Source organism: Streptomyces wedmorensis (assembly GCF_000716445.1).
Lineage (GTDB): Bacteria > Actinomycetota > Actinomycetes > Streptomycetales > Streptomycetaceae > Streptomyces > Streptomyces wedmorensis.
Genome location: NZ_JNWK01000007.1, coordinates 133303 through 147488, shown reverse-complemented (window position 1 = coordinate 147488; position 14186 = coordinate 133303). Strand labels below are relative to the sequence as shown.

Annotated in this window: 11 protein-coding genes and 1 pseudogene; 5 read left to right on the top strand and 7 right to left on the bottom strand. The window is 71.4% G+C overall.

Going from position 1 to position 14186, the window contains the following annotated elements; genetic code table 11:
• Positions 1 to 298 precede the first annotated feature (298 nt).
• The 4 genes from OO54_RS08355 to OO54_RS08340 form a co-directional block, all read right to left on the bottom strand.
• Positions 299 to 688: an LppU/SCO3897 family protein gene (locus OO54_RS08355; RefSeq protein WP_033202181.1), complete on the bottom strand. Its 390-nt coding sequence runs from the start codon at positions 686 to 688 to the stop codon at positions 299 to 301.
• Positions 689 to 853: 165 nt separating this feature from the next.
• A complete protein-coding gene (locus OO54_RS08350; RefSeq protein ID WP_033202180.1) occupies positions 854 to 2482 on the bottom strand; it encodes a serine/threonine-protein kinase in 1629 nt (542 codons plus the stop codon).
• Entirely contained in the window at positions 2479 to 3069 is a 591-nt protein-coding gene (locus OO54_RS08345) for a hypothetical protein (protein ID WP_033202179.1), read from the bottom strand. The genes OO54_RS08350 and OO54_RS08345 overlap by 4 nt, the downstream gene beginning before the upstream one ends.
• Before the next feature lie 126 nt (positions 3070 to 3195).
• On the bottom strand, positions 3196 to 5358 hold the full coding sequence (locus tag OO54_RS08340) for an N-6 DNA methylase (protein ID WP_037944335.1): 2163 nt from the start codon (positions 5356 to 5358) through the stop codon (positions 3196 to 3198).
• Positions 5359 to 5667: 309 nt separating this feature from the next.
• Here OO54_RS08340 and OO54_RS08335 point away from each other — a divergent pair, with 309 nt between their 5' ends.
• Together OO54_RS08335 and OO54_RS08330 are read left to right on the top strand one after the other, a co-directional pair.
• The gene (locus tag OO54_RS08335; RefSeq protein WP_033202178.1) at positions 5668 to 6483 is read left to right on the top strand and encodes a DUF4190 domain-containing protein; all 816 of its coding nucleotides are present in this window, start codon (positions 5668 to 5670) and stop codon (positions 6481 to 6483) included.
• 97 nt (positions 6484 to 6580) lie between these two features.
• The gene (locus tag OO54_RS08330) at positions 6581 to 7345 is read left to right on the top strand and encodes a hypothetical protein (RefSeq protein WP_033202177.1); all 765 of its coding nucleotides are present in this window, start codon (positions 6581 to 6583) and stop codon (positions 7343 to 7345) included.
• A 65-nt stretch (positions 7346 to 7410) separates the two neighbouring features.
• On the opposite strand, the gene OO54_RS08325 is transcribed toward OO54_RS08330, so the two are convergent.
• Together OO54_RS08325 and OO54_RS08320 are read right to left on the bottom strand one after the other, a co-directional pair.
• Positions 7411 to 8157, bottom strand: coding sequence for a hypothetical protein (locus tag OO54_RS08325; RefSeq protein ID WP_033202176.1), 747 nt, complete (start codon positions 8155 to 8157; stop codon positions 7411 to 7413).
• Positions 8158 to 8239: 82 nt separating this feature from the next.
• Positions 8240 to 8680: pseudogene (locus OO54_RS08320) on the bottom strand (HNH endonuclease family protein); the annotation flags it as partial.
• 123 nt (positions 8681 to 8803) lie between these two features.
• On the opposite strand from OO54_RS08320, the gene OO54_RS08315 reads away from it, so the two are divergent.
• From OO54_RS08315 to OO54_RS08305, 3 genes are all read left to right on the top strand, one after another.
• Positions 8804 to 9934 (top strand): tyrosine-type recombinase/integrase, encoded by a 1131-nt coding sequence (locus tag OO54_RS08315; protein WP_051786788.1) that lies wholly within the window; start codon positions 8804 to 8806, stop codon positions 9932 to 9934.
• 359 nt (positions 9935 to 10293) lie between these two features.
• Positions 10294 to 12135 (top strand): tyrosine-type recombinase/integrase, encoded by a 1842-nt coding sequence (locus OO54_RS42300; protein WP_159391572.1) that lies wholly within the window; start codon positions 10294 to 10296, stop codon positions 12133 to 12135.
• On the top strand, positions 12132 to 12731 hold the full coding sequence (locus OO54_RS08305; RefSeq protein ID WP_051786786.1) for a DUF6262 family protein: 600 nt from the start codon (positions 12132 to 12134) through the stop codon (positions 12729 to 12731). Before OO54_RS42300 ends, OO54_RS08305 begins: the two co-directional genes overlap by 4 nt.
• 92 nt (positions 12732 to 12823) lie before the next feature.
• Here the strand turns inward: OO54_RS08305 and OO54_RS48275 are convergent, their stop codons facing one another.
• Complete coding sequence (locus OO54_RS48275) at positions 12824 to 14173, bottom strand: tetratricopeptide repeat protein (RefSeq protein WP_033202175.1); 1350 nt, start codon at positions 14171 to 14173, stop codon at positions 12824 to 12826.
• Between the last annotated feature and the right edge of the window lie 13 nt (positions 14174 to 14186).

The following is a 14186-nucleotide window of genomic DNA, read 5'->3' as shown; positions in this document are numbered from 1 at the left end:
GGGCGGGGGCCGAACTATTTCCCGTTCAAGTCGCCGCGAGCATATGCCAGGCAACCACCCCGAAATCCAGCCGAGTTGGGATAGTTCGCTCGTGTGGGTGACGCCCCCTCAGCGTGTCCTCTTACAGCAGGTGGGGTGGGGTTTGGTACTTGCCCTGGGTGCTTAAAGAGACGTCCGGGCGGACCGCGTCGCGGCCGCGCGCGACCCGGTGGAGCGCGGCCCGGTGGAGCGCGGCCCGGTCCGGGTAACGCGAGAGGGCCGGAACCTGTCGGTTCCGGCCCTCTCGGGAGTGCGGGGGTTACTTCTTGACGACCTCTTCGAGGCAGAGGACGAACTTGTCCGACTCGAGCTGCTGGGCGAGGGCGGAGAGCTCCTGGCCGCACTTGTCGAGGTCGAAGGTGTCGTCGTAGACCTTGACGACCTTGAAGAGGTCGGCCTTGCCGGAGGAGCAGTCCGCCGTGTCGACCTTGGGGTCGTTGTCGGCACCGGTCACGGTGACGCACTCGCCGGCCTTGGCGTGGACCGGGGCGTCGCCCGTGACGTAGGGCAGGCCGAACTTGACGGCGAGGGCGACGACGATCGCGACGAGGACGCCGCCGACCTTCTTGAGGATGGCGCTGCCCTTCTTGGCCGGGGCGGGAGCGGCGGGCTGCTGCTCGGGGGTGAGGGGCGCGGACGGCGTCGTCATGAGGGATTCCTTGGGGACGTTGGCGTGATCAGACGCGAACGTTACATGCACCAAAACAGGCAAAAAGGATCATGAAGATCCACTTGCCGATCAGTTGTGGAGTCGTGATCCTGGCGGGGCGTCAGGAGGCCCTGCGGAGACCGGCAGGGGGCCACTGGGTGACCGTCAGGGGCGGGGTCCCAGCTGCCGCTGGTGGTCGAGGGCACGGCGCAAGTCGACCGGAAGCGGGTGATAGGGGCCGTAGGAGCGCTCGGCGTCGAAGAGGAGGCGCTGGAGCTGGTCCTGGCCGGCCGTGTGCTCGCCGGTCGCCAGGAGGAGCAGGCCGACGCGGCGGCGGATGTCGAAGGCGCGGGCGAGGTCGTGCTCGTAGTACGGGAGGACGGCGCGGAACTCCGCGAGCGCGGCGGCCGTCTCGCCCAGCTGCTCCAGGCACAGGGCGGCGTCGTACCGGAACTGGAGGGTCCCGGGGTCCGCGGGCCCGGCCTCCGCGTCGCGGTCCTCCGCGAGCCGGCGGAGTTCCGGGAGGGCACGGCGGTACTGGCCGTCGTCCATCAGCGTCGAGGCGTACTGCTTGCGCAGGATGTGGACGACGGGCGAGCGCTCGCCGTGCTCGGCGGCCGCCGCGGGCAGGATGCCGCCGAGGAGGTCCACCGCCTGGGTGAGCGAACCCTCGCCGAGCAGCCGCTTGACCTCGTCCACGGCGGCGGCGAGGTCCGTGCGCGGGGCGGTGGCGGTGCCGAGCGGGACCCGGGGGTCGTGACGGGGGTCGGCGCGGGGGTCCGCCGGTGCGGCCGGAGGTGCGGTCGGGGGCGGCGTCGGCGCCTGTACGGGGACGGGCGGGAGGACCGGCACGGGCACGGTCGGCGGTGCCGGCACGGTCGCCGGGCGGGCCGGCCAAGGGGCGTGCGGGCGGAGGAAGGGACGGGTGGGGTCCATGGGGCCCGTGGGGGCGCCGCGCGCGGGGAGGAGCGGGAGCAGGTGCTCGTACACCTCGTGGGCGCCGGACGGGCGGGCCTGCGGGTCCTTGGCGAGGAGGCGAAGGACGAGGGCTTCGAGGGGCTCGGGGACCTCGGGGCGGATCTGCCGGATCGGCACGGGGGGCTCGTACAGGTGGCGGTGCAGGACGCCGAGCGCGGTGGAGCCGGCGAACGGCACGTCGCCGCTGAGGAGTTCGTGGAGCAGGACGCCGAGCGCGTACAGGTCGGTGGACGGGCCGACGGCGCCGCCCATGGCCTGCTCCGGCGCCATGTAGGCCGGGCTGCCGATCGGCGAGCCGGTCTGGGTGAGACGGGTGGTGTCCGTGTCGAGGACGGAGGCGACGCCGAGGTCGAGGACGGTGACGGAGCCGTCGGGGCGGATCATCACGTTCCGCGGCTTGAGGTCGCGGTGCACGATCGGCACCGCGTGCACGGCGGCGAGCACCGCGCACAGCTGCGCGGCGACGCAGACGGCCCACTCCCACGGGTAGGGGTCGTGTTCGGCGAGGTGGTCGGAGAGGTCGGCGCCCTCCACGTACTGCATGACGAGGTAGAGGTCGTCGCCGTCGCTGCCCGCGTCGTGCACGGTCACCAGGCCGGGGTGGTCGACGTGGGCGGTGACCCGGCACTCGCGGACGAACCGGCGCCGCAGTTCCTCGGCCGCCGTGGCGGGGCCGGTCATCGTCGCCGGCCGGAGCAGCTTCACCGCGACCCGGCGGTCGAGCCGCCCGTCGTACGCCGTCCAGACCTGGCCCATGCCGCCCTGGCCGATGACGGTGGCGAGCTCGTAACGCCCTCCGATGACGCGCCCGTTCACCTGCGGTCTTCACCTTCCGGTGCGTTCTTGCGGAGCAGGTCGCTCAGCTCGTCGAGCTCGGCGCGGACCTGCTCGATCCGCGGCGCGGCGGGCGGCTGGGGGGTCTGGACCGGGGGCTCGGGCGGGGCGCAGGTGTACGGGTTGGGGCTGCCGAGCGGGCTCGGGACCGTGACGGCCGAGCCGTCGGCGCCGTAGACGTGGCCGAGCGGCCGGTACGGCGGGGGCCCCTGCTCCGGGGACGTGCGGCGGCGCTCGAAGTGGCGGATCTCGGCGACCAGGTAGTACGTGACCGAGCCGGCCGCGAGGACCGTGATCGTGCCGACGCCGACGAAGGCCTCCAGAGTGCTGCCCTCCTCGTCGCCGGTGGCCGCGGCGTACGCAAAGAGGGCCGCCCCCGCCACGAACGCCAGGCCGCACAGCACCCAGTCCAGTGTCCGGCGGGTGACGATCGCGAGTCGCAGCAGCGGCGCCCAGGCCAGGAAGCCGCAGCTGAGCAGCGGGAGCGCGGCGAAGAGCACGCGCAGGGCGATCAGGCCGCCGGAGGCGGGGCTCTTCGGCGGCTGCGGGGCCTGCGGGGGGCCGTACATCTCGGCTGCTCCTGCTCGGACGGATCGGGGTGCGGAGACGAGCGTATACACCGATGCGGACAACGGTTCCGGTCATCCCGGAACCGTTGTCGAAGTGAGCGGGAGAAGCGGCCCCTCAGGGGAGGGTCAGGGCGCGACCGTGCCGTCCGCCAGGCCGTCGTAAAGGCCCTGCACGAGCTGGTCGCCCAGCCGGGACGCCTGCCGCAGCTCCTCCTCGAACTCGGCGAGGGCCCTGAACCGGGCCCCGAACCGGCGCTGTTCGGCCAGCGGCAGCCGCGGCAGCTGGAGGCGGCGGACGTCGAGCCGGGTCGCGGTGGAGGCGTAGCTGCTGGCCTGCCGGTTGTTGGCGGTGGCCCGGAGGAACCCGGCCAGGAACCAGGGGTCGAGGGCCGCCGGGTCGGGGCGCAGCAGCTGGAGGTTGCGGCCGAGCGCGGCGCCCTCCGCCGAGGCGTCGACGACCCGGACGGCCGCGCCGCCGCCCAGGACGGGGACGACGACGTCGCCGGCGGCGAGCAGGACCGGCTCCTCGGGCGGGCCGTCGGGGAGCGTGCCCGACGGCGGCTGGGCGGCCAGGACGTCGTGGTCGGTGAGGACGGCGACCGGGGACGCGGCGGGGGTCGTGCCCACGCCGCCGGCGCGCAGGGCCAGGGCCCCGGCCCTGGCCAGTTCGCCGACGGTGGTCGTCGGGCGGCCGACCGGTCCGCCGCCGGCGGTGGCCGGGTCCGTCACGGGCGGCGGGGTCAGTTCCCTGGTCCGGCGCAGGGTCTCCGTCAGGCGCTCGCGCACCCCGGCCAGCTGCGCCGCGCCCTCGGCGGCGGCCGGCGGCGGCAGGTGGCGGGCGGGCGCGAGGTCGACGTCGTCGTCGAGGAGCTCGATGACGGGGACGGAACGGCTCGCCCCCGGGGTCCCTGCGATGCTCCCGTCCCGGTCGAAGGGCGTCCACGCCTCCAGTACGGCGGTCTGGACGGACGGCCAGTCGATCCGGTCGCGGGCGTCCCGCGCGGGGCCCGCGTGCTCGGACGCGGTGTCGACGAGGAGGAGTTCCGCGGGGGACCGCTCGCCCGGGACGGGCCGGCGCAGCACCCAGAGGTGCAGCGGGATGCCGTACGGGGGCGCGGCGCCGGCCGGGAGGGCGACGACCGCGCGCAGGGCGCCCCGGCGCAGCAGGTCGGCGCGGATCCGGCGGCCCGAGCGGCGGGAGGCGGCGGCGGGCGGCATGAGGAGGACGGCGGTGCCGCCGGGGCGGAGGCGGGCCAGGGCGTGCTGGACCCAGGCGAGTTCGGACTCGGTGCGGGCCGGGAAGCCGTACTCGAAGCGCGGGTCGTAGGCCAGTTCGTCGTGACCCCAGTTGCGTTCGTTGAACGGCGGATGGCAGAGGACGGCGTCCGCGGCGAGCGACGGGAAGGCGTCGGCGCGCAGGCTGTCGCCGGACCGGACGCGGATGTCGGCGTCGGTGGCGAGCGCAAGGCGCAGGGCGGTGAGCGCGGCGAGGTCGGGGTCGGCGTCCTGGCCGCAGAACGCGCCGGGCCGCTCGACCGCGGTGAGCAGGCTGCCGGTGCCGCAGGCGGGGTCGAGGACGGTGACGGGGGCGCCGCCGGCTTCGTCGACCGTGCCTGCGCCTGTGGCCGTACTCGTGCCCGTACCCGCGCCTGTGGCCGTACTCGTGCCCGTACCCGCGCCTGTGGTTGCGCCCTCGCCCACGCTGGTGTCCGTGCCGACGGCGAGCGCCGCCATGAGGGCGGCGGGGCCGGACGGGGTCAGCGTGTACTGCCGGGGGTTGGCGTCGAGGTGACGGCCGAGCAGGAACTCGAACGCCGGGCGGACCCCGGTCTCGGCCGCGAGCTCGGCGGCGCCGCGCAGGAGGGGGACGGAGGCCGCGAGCGCGGAACTGGTGGGGGTGGGCACGGGCCGCGCGTGGCCGAGGCGCTCGCCGAGCGTCTCCTCCAGGGCGACGGGCAGCACCTCGACGAGCCGCTCGTCGGGGAGTTCGGCGAGGGAGGGCCAGGCCGCGGACCGCTCCCGTACGAGGAGGAGGGCGCAGCCGGCGTGGACGAGGGCGGTGACGGCGCCCGCGGGGTGGCCGGCGATCTGCTGCCAGACCCGCTCGCGGAGCGGGACCTCGGCCAGCTTGCCCTGGTCGCGGAGCCACTGCTCGACGTCGGCGAGGGCGAAGGACGGGCTCGCCTCCGTGCCGCCGACGGGCTTGGGGAAGTCGGGGTGGCGACGGCGCCAGTTGCTGACGGCGGCCCGGCCGACCCCCGCGAGCCGGGCGATGCCGGCGGCGGTCACCTCCGCGCCGCTCACCTCCGCGCCGCTCACCTCTGCCCCGCTCACCTCCGCGCCGCTCACCTCCGCGCCGCCCGTGTCTCCGCCGCCTACGTCCGCTGCGCGCTCCGGCACGTGACCCATCTCCCCTGGTTCGCCGCTTGTACGTCCTGCTCGTCCTTGTGTGACACCAATCCTAACGACGAACGTCGGCTGCACCACTTCACAGCGTGAGCGGACTCGTTTTTCGTGAACCGTGTTGACTCGGTTCACAGCCTCTGCTGTGATTGACCCATCGCGCCAGACATCTTCACCGTCCGGGAGGACACACCCATGTCGTACGACACCCAGGTCCCGCCTGCCGCTCCGCAGGTCATGCGCAACGGGCTCGGCACCGCGGCCCTGATCCTCGGCATCATCGGCACGCTCTCCGGTCTCATCCCGCTCTTCTTCTGGCTGGCGGGCATCCTCGGCCTGATCGCCCTGATCCTGGGCCTCGTCGCCAGGGGCCGCGTGAAGCGCCGCGAGGCGAACAACAAGGGAGTGGCCCTCACCGGCGCGATCCTGGGCCTCGCGGCCCTGGTCCTCTCGGTCGTCGGCCTGGTCATCACGGTCACGGCCGTCAGCGACGCGGTCGACGAGATCGACAAGGCCGTCAAGGACTCGGCGCCGAAGGACCCGTCCGCGTCGCCCAAGGCCCCGGCCGACTCCGCCTCCAAGGCCCCGGCCGGCGACGCCGGCAAGAAGGACAAGGGCGCGGGCCTCGCCGACGGCGACACCTCGGTCTACGACGACGACGTCAAGGTCACGGTCTCGGACCCGAAGGCGTACACCCCGGGTGAGTACGCGATCGGCCACACCAAGGGCAACACGGCCTACAAGGTCACCGTCGTCATCGAGAACGGCGGCAAGGAGAAGTTCGACGCCACCCTGGTGTCCCTGAGCGCCACGGCCGGCAAGGACGGCGTCGCCGCCGAGCGGATCTTCGACGACAAGATCGGCGCGGGCTTCGAGGGCACCATCATGCCCGGCAAGAAGGCCACCATCACCGTCGCCTTCGACGCCCCCAAGGACGCCGAGAACCTGACCGTCGAGGTCAACCCCGGCTTCACCTACGACGCCTCGCAGTGGGAGCTGAAGGTCGGCTGACCGGCCCGGACCGGACACGACCAGGCACCGCCCGCACGACCAGGACCGGGGGCCCTCAGGGGCCCCCACCGCCGTACGACCCCTCGGAGACACCCCCATGCGCGCCCTCACCCGCCCCCGGACCCACCGCACCGCCCGTACCGCCGTCGCCGCACTCCTGTGCGCCGCGGTCGCGGCCGGCGCCACCGCCTGCGGCCACCTCATGGCCGACCCGGAGCCGACGGGGCCCTTCGCGGAGCTGACGGGGTCGGAGGTCGTCGACAAGGCGTTCGCGGCGACGAAGTCGGCGAAGTCGCTGACCGTCGACGTCGACGTCCGGTCCCCCGTCGAACCGGTGAAGGCCTATCTGTCGCTCGACACCCAGGGGAAGTGCGCCGGCACGCTGACCATGGGCGCGACCAACACGGCCGAACTGATCAAGGCCGACGACAAGGACGTCTACCTGCGCTTCGACGAGGCCTTCCTGCGGGAGCAGGTCAAGGAGGACGGCCCCGAGGCGCAGGACGCCATGGTCAAGGAGCTCAAGGGCCGCTGGCTGAAGTCGTCCGCGAAGGAGGCCGACGCCGACGGGATGCTGGCGCTCTGCGACCTGGACGAGCTGCTCGACGGGTTCGAGCAGGGCGCGACCGGCATCGCGAAGGGCGACGAGACCACCGTCGACGGCCACCGGGCACTGGCGCTGAAGGAGCCGGGCGACGCCGGCGAGACGAGCACGGTCTACGTGGCCACGGAAGGGACCCCGTACATCCTGAAGATCGTCACGAAGGGCGGCGAGGAGCCCGGGACGATCACGTTCTCCCACTACGGGCGGCCCGTCGCGGCCAAGGTCCCGGCGGCCAAGGACGTCGTCGTCACCGACTGAACCGGGCGGAACGGAACGCGCGGGGCGGGGCCGCCACTGGGGAGCGGCCCCGCCCCGCGCGTGCGTCAGATGCGGTGGCGCACCCAGACGTTGGGCTCGACATAGACCGCGTAGCCGCGCGTGACCTGACAGTGGACCGGCACCAGCGCGCCCTCGACCTCGACCGGGCCGTCCGTGTCGAAGGGGAGACCGGTCCACTCGCGCCACTGCTCGACGGAGCCGGAGACGGTCATCGAGGCGGCGGCCACCGCCTCGATCTCGCCGCCCGCGCGCACGTGCACGCGGAGCCACGGGTCGTGCGGCAGGCCGTCGGCCTCGCGGGTGCGGAAGGCGTACTCGTGGATGGAGGTCGCGGCCTCCAGGTGCTTGCCGTTCGGGCGGACCGGGGCGACCAGTTCGGCGAAGCCGAGCCGGCCGACGTTGGCCCGCATGGCGGCGAGCATCCGGTGCGAGATGCCCTTGCCGAGGTAGCCGAGGTCAACGGTGATCTCGATCGCGCTGACGGTGTCGACCTCCCGGCCGTGCCTCAGGTCGGAGAAGGCCCAGTTGAGGACCTCGTCCCAGCCGCGGGCGGGCAGCTCGCGGCGGCCCTCCGCGTCGAGCCGGAAGGGCACGCTGAAGCCACGGGCGACGACCGCGCCCTTCGTGTCGGTGGCGACGAGCACGTACTCCGGGAACTCCCGGACGATCCGGCCCATGTTGGCCCAGCCCACCGGGTCGTACATCATGAACTCGGGCCACAGGTCCTTCATGGACCACATCGCCCCTTCGAGCTCGGGGCGTTCGGCGAGGGTCGATATGTTGAGGTCCATACGACCAGAGTAGAGATCACTGGCTCCTACACCAACCGACTTTCCAGTCTGTTTGGCGAGGTTTTCCCGACAGGGCCCCGCTCTACGGGAGTTCCTGCTGCGGGCAGCCGTCGAGAACCCGCTTCATCGCGTCCCGCTCCCCCCGCGTCACCCACACCCCGTACTTCTTCTTCACCGCGACCTGACGGGCCACGTACCTGCAGCGGTAGGCCTTGTTCGGCGGCAGCCAGGTGGCCGCGTCGCCGTCGGACTTGCGGCGGTTGGCGGAGGCGTCGACGGCGAGGAGGTTGAGCGGGTCGTTGGCGAACCGCCGCCTGGTCTCCCCGTCCCACTTCTGCGCGCCCTTCTGCCAGGCGTCGGAGAGTGCGACGACGTGGTCGATGTCGACCTTGCTGCGGCCCCGGACATAGGAGACGGTGCCGCCCGTGTACGGGTCGTCGGCGAGCGTGCCGGAGGCGACCTTGCAGCGGCCGTCCGTGAAGCGGACGCCGCTCAGGTCGCGCTTGAGTATGTCGTCGCGGGTTATCTCTACCCCCCTGCTGACTGCGATGCACATGAGGCACAGCCGTAACCCCTTCCTGTCCCTCGCCGTTATCAGTCATGCCATGAGGTACATGAGTGACATTGGAGACAGGACGCAGATCCCGTGACGTTACGCACAGAGAAGGCTGTATCACCCGCCACCGGCGAGATCACCTGGCTCCTGGTCGACGAAGGGACCTACGCCCCTCATCCCGAGGCCCGCGAGTTCTCCCTGTATCTGCGCGGAGCCGGGCGGTCACCGCAGACACAGCGCGCGTACGTCCCCAGAATCGGTCGCTTCCTCAATTGGTGTGCAGAGCGAGGCACCGCCTGGAAGACCGTCCGGCTTGGGGACATGAGTCTGTTCAAGTTCCACGTCGAGCGGACACCGACCCGGTATGGGCGGCCTCCATCCGGCAAGACGGTCAACGCCACGCTCACTGCCGTGTGCGAGTTCCTCCGCTTCTGCGCCGTCCAGGGGCACGTGGATCACGAAATCGCCGCGCGTCTCAGCGAGCCGCGCTTCCTCGCCCACGCCCCGGCCGGCTTTGATCCCGGCGAGGGCGGCCAGCATCTGATGGTCAAAGCCCGCGTCCTGAAGGCCTCGGAGATCGAGCGGGCACCACAGACGCTCACCGGCACCCAGATGGATCAAGTCCTCGACGCCGCTCGCACCGCGCGTGACCGGCTGCTACTGACCGTCCTTGTGGAAGCGGGCCTCCGCATCGGCGAAGCCCTCGGACTGCGGCGTGAGGACATGCATCTTCTCCCCGATTCCACGCACCTCGGCTGCCGGACCATTGGCGCGCACCTGCACGTCAGGCCCCGGCAGGACAACATCAACGGGGCGCGGGCCAAGGCCGGGCGCCCTCGCATGGTTCCGCTCACGCCGGAAGGGGTGCATCGATATCGCGATCATCTCGCCGAGCGTGAACAGGTGGCCGGCTCCGCCGACTGTGACTACGTCTTCGTCAACCTTGTCGGCGTCCACGCGGGACGCCCCCTCTCGTACTCCAACACCAAGCAGGTAATCGAACGGATCGGGAGGCGCTGCGGTCTGACCGCCCGACCGCACATGATGCGGCACACAGCCGCCACCCGCTGGATCCGTAACGGAGTCGCTCCGGACGTCGTACAGACCCTTCTGGGTCATGCCTCCTCGGCGAGCACCGCCGTGTACCTGCACGCCCAGGACGAGGAGCTCCGCGCAGCCGTCGCGGCGGTTGAAAGCCTCGCGCCGGAGTTGCCGCGATGACCATCGCACCCGTTCGATCCACTGCCGCTCCCCTCGTCCGCGTTGGTCCGGAGTGGCGGTCGTGGCTCGCGGCACGTTTCCCCTCAGGCTGGCGCACAGATGAATGGGATCCAGTTCAGGCCCTGTTCACTGCCGATCCCGGCAACCCGACAACCAGCGTGTTCGTCTGTTCGGTGACCGCTTGTGCCACCCATGTGGCGAGTAACGGATCCCGCTGCGTCGCCTGCCAGAAAGCCCGACATCTCCTGGGGAACCCCACGGACTTCGACACCACGCACACCCCGGACTCATCCCGCCGCAGACCCAACACCTCCGCAAACGGGGCGATGCCGGGCGTCTCCCAGTTCTCGCTCGCGAATGTGAGTCCTGCAGTCCGCCAGGAGCTCCTGTACGGGCTCCAGCAGCGCGACGACGCCGGGATCAGCCTGGTCCCCCAGCGGGTACGCCGCATCGTGGCCGGTCTCCCCGCAGGACTCGGCTCGCTCCTCGACCTGGACCCCTCCTTCCCCTCCGGGCTTCCGGCTGCGGCCTCCGGCATCCTGAACGGTGTTCTCCTGCACGTCCGACGCGCACGCGTCGAGTTCGAGGGCACCGATCCGACCTCGGGCGACGTATGGGAGTGCGCCCTCATCGGGCTGACGGCAGGGCGCGGTCGCAGGTATGCCGCTGTCCACGGCGACATCGACTTCCGTCCGGTACGGCAGCGTTGGCTGCGGGAACTGGTCAAGGAGTACGGCCGCACGGCACGCCCCAACGTCATGGACCTACGGCAGACCGTCTACGCGGCGACCATCGCGTCCTCCGCGCTGGCAGGCCGCCCCCACGGGGATGAGCCGAGGCTCCTCGCCATGGCTGACATGAACGCCGTAGTGGACGTGTTCCGAATCACCAAGCGTCCCGAGGACGGTCACGACTACTCCAGCAGCCACCGCAGGGCCCTGCTCCGCCACTGGCGCACGTTCCTGGAATACGCCCGTCAGGCCGGGATGATGGACCACGTGCCCGGCGGGTTCGCGCTCAACCCCCGCTTCCACCGCATCGCCGCCGTGGAAGTGACCGAGGACGACCTCGGGCGCGCGATCCCCGAGCACGTCATCGCCCAGCTCGACGCGCACCTCGGACTGCTGGGCACATCGACGGGATACGCGAGCGGCGGCTGGACGGCCGCCGACTTCGCGCGGATGTACCAGGTGGTCTACGCGGTCCTCAGGGACACCGGACGCCGTCCAGGTGAGGTCACCAGCCTGCACCGCGACTGCCTGGAGCGCGTCGACGGCAAACCGACGCTGATCTACGACAACCACAAGCGGCGGCGGCACGGCCGCCGCCTGCCTGTCTCGGAGAGCACCGCCCAGCTGGTCGAAACCTGGCAGAAGGAACTCGATGCACTGCCAGCCGTACCGGGCTGCGCACAGTGGCTGTTTCCCTCGCCAGGACAGCGCAATCGTCCACGCCGCGGGCACCTGAACGCTGCGCAGTTCTGCAACCGAATCTTCCGCGACTGGATCGACGAGCTGATTCCGGATCTCGTGGACGAGCAGCTCGACGAGAACGGTGCCCCGCTCGCCTACGACCGCACTCAGGTCGTCCCGTACGGCTTCCGCCACGCGTACGCCCAGCGGCATGCGGACGCGGGCACCCGCCCCGACGTCCTGCGGGAACTCATGGACCACCGTTCACTGGACGTGACCATGGGCTACTACAAGGTCTCCCTCAGCCGAAAGCAGGAGGCCGTGCGCACGGTCGCGGCACTCGCCGTCGACCGGCACGGGGCGGCCCGCGGATTCGACGATCCCCTCGCCTACGAGGTGGAAAGCGTCGGGGTTCCCTACGGCGGCTGCACCGAGCCGAGCAACGTCAAGGCCGGCGGCGGGCACTGCCGCATCCGTTTCCAGTGCGCCGGATGCGACTTCTACCGACCCGATCCCTCCTACCTCCCCGCCCTGGAACAGCAGATCGCGGACCTGCGGGCCGACAAGGAAGCCGCCCTGGCGATGGAGGCCGCCGACTGGGTCGTGCGCAATCTCGACGACCAGATCCGCGCCTACTCAAAGTCCGCCGACGAGATGCGGCGGAAACTCGACGTGCTGCCCGCCGAGGAGCGGGCCGCCGTCGAATCCGCCTCACGCGAGCTGCGCAAGGCCCGCTCCGCAGCAGCATTCGTCCCCTTGCAGGCACTGACGGCACGGAGCCCCGAATGAAGAGTGCCGCTGCTTCCAGCAGCAATGACCGGAACGCGCGGGTCGAGCGCCTGCGTGCCAGCCGCGCCAAGGACAGCGAGGAGAAGACCACGCGCGCGCTCGACGCCCTGGACGGCCTTCTCCGCTCGGGACGGCGTATCACCGTCAGCCAGGTGGCGCGGGACGCGGCGGTGTCCACGTGGTTCGTCTACAACCAGCCCCAGGTGCACCGAGCGGTTCGGGAGGGCATCGCCTCCCAGCGAGAGCGGGTACGTCAGGACTCCACCGCTCCGGTGGCACAACAGGTGTCCCCTGCCGGGCTGCGGACGGACCTCGCCCTGGCACGCGAAGAGATCAAGGATCTCAAGAGGGAACGCGACCAGCTCCTGAACCGGGTTCGGCTGTCTCTCGGTGCCGAGCTGGACGGAGTGAACCAGAACGAGCTGATCCAGCGGGTGCAACGACTGGAGCAGCGGAACACCGCCCTGAATGAGGAACTGTCAGAGGCCAGGAATCGGATCGCCACCCTGGAGGACCGTCTGCGTGAGACGGAAGACGATCTCACCGCCGCACGAGCCGGGCTCCGCCGTGCGATGCGGGCCGTACCGTCCTCATAACCCGCGCTCCACCGCCACACCCTGCGGCTGTCCGGCTCGGGGGGTCGTCTTGCCGGACAGCCGCCGGGACATCTCGCGGAGTCAGATCAGAATCAGGGCTCATTGGAGAACGAGCCGGGCCAAACGGGTGCGACCGGCTCCGATTTGCGCTGCTTAAGGAGCATCACGGCGTCCTTGACGCGGCCCAGGTCGATGAGGTGCCCGGCCAGAGAACCGCGGTTGGCGAAGGCGTGCGGTTCGAGAACCGCGACGGCCTCCTCGACCCGACCAGTCTTGGCCAATAGGCCGGAGATGGTCCGGGCCGCGTACGAGGTGTCGCCCTGGGCGTGCCTCCGCGCCTGCTCGATCGCTTCGTCGAGCAGACCGCAGTCGGCCATGAGTCGAAGCCGCAGCCTGAAAAAGTCCCACTCCTCCTCGCCGCCGCGGCACGCCTTGAGGGCGTCGAGGTAGGCCAGGCCGTCCTGGGCTCGGCCGTGGTCGGCGTACAGGGTGCACAGCGTGTCGACGATCCAGTCCTCTGCGCCGACCTGGTCGGCGAGCATGTACATCACCTCGATCGCCTCGTCGCTGCGGCCGCGCCGGACCAGGAGCCGGGTCAGGGGGACGGCCACGTGCCACATGCCTTCCGGTGAACCGCCGAACGTCCGGTAGGCGGCGATCGCTCCTTCCACGTCGCCGCGTTCCTCCAGCACGTCGGCCAGGCACTGTGCGGCGTGTCCGTAGCGCTCGGACGCCGCATAGACACGCAGCTCCTCGATCCGGTCGTGTCTCGCCAGCAGGCCGGCCAACTGGTCGTGATTGTTGACGGAGGTGATGTGCTGCCGGGTGTGCAGCAGGGCGATCGCTTCGTCGACGCGGCCCTGACGTTCGCGGATCATGGCAAGCAGCCCGATCGCTGTGTCGGGGGCGAGGCCTCGGCAGCACCATGGGCTGTCGCACCGGTGCTGGTCCGGGATCCGGGCGGCCAGCAGCGCGACGATGTCTTCGTCCCGGCCCGCTTCCCCGGCGATGTCGACCAGGGCGGTGGCGAGGAGCCGGTCCTCGATCCCGGCGCTCAGCCGAGTGACCGCCTCGTCCATACGTCCGTGCCGGGCCAGCAGCCGCGCGAAGAACTCCAGCGGGAGCCCTCCGACCTCCGCGTACGGCCGGGCCAGCGCGATCGCCTCCTGTGCCCGCCCCCAGCTCTCCAGCAGCTCCGCCTGGGCCTGGGCGGCCGGCCACCAGCCCGTGGCGACGTATGGAGCAAACACCTCCAACGCCTCGGCCTGCCGACCTTGGTCACCGAGCAGCCGCGCCCACTCCCGCGCGCAGGACCACTCCCCACGGCCGGCCTGGAACTCCACCTCCTCCGTGTGACCCAGCTCAAGGAGTCGGGTGACCAGGAGCGGAGGGATGCAGCCGGACAGCGTCCGGGCCCGGTAGTCAAGATCAGCAGCGTCCACGGCAGTGCACCCT

What these genes read in the sequence shown, in the direction of transcription:
- OO54_RS08355 (WP_033202181.1), bottom strand. Translation starts at nt 688, where the DNA reads ATGACGACGCCGTCCGCGCCCCTCACCCCCGAGCAGCAGCCCGCCGCT.
- OO54_RS08345 (WP_033202179.1), bottom strand. Translation starts at nt 3,069, where the DNA reads ATGTACGGCCCCCCGCAGGCCCCGCAGCCGCCGAAGAGCCCCGCCTCC.
- OO54_RS08335 (WP_033202178.1), top strand. Translation starts at nt 5,668, where the DNA reads ATGTCGTACGACACCCAGGTCCCGCCTGCCGCTCCGCAGGTCATGCGC.
- OO54_RS08330 (WP_033202177.1), top strand. Translation starts at nt 6,581, where the DNA reads ATGCGCGCCCTCACCCGCCCCCGGACCCACCGCACCGCCCGTACCGCC.
- OO54_RS08325 (WP_033202176.1), bottom strand. Translation starts at nt 8,157, where the DNA reads ATGGACCTCAACATATCGACCCTCGCCGAACGCCCCGAGCTCGAAGGG.
- OO54_RS08305 (WP_051786786.1), top strand. Translation starts at nt 12,132, where the DNA reads ATGAAGAGTGCCGCTGCTTCCAGCAGCAATGACCGGAACGCGCGGGTC.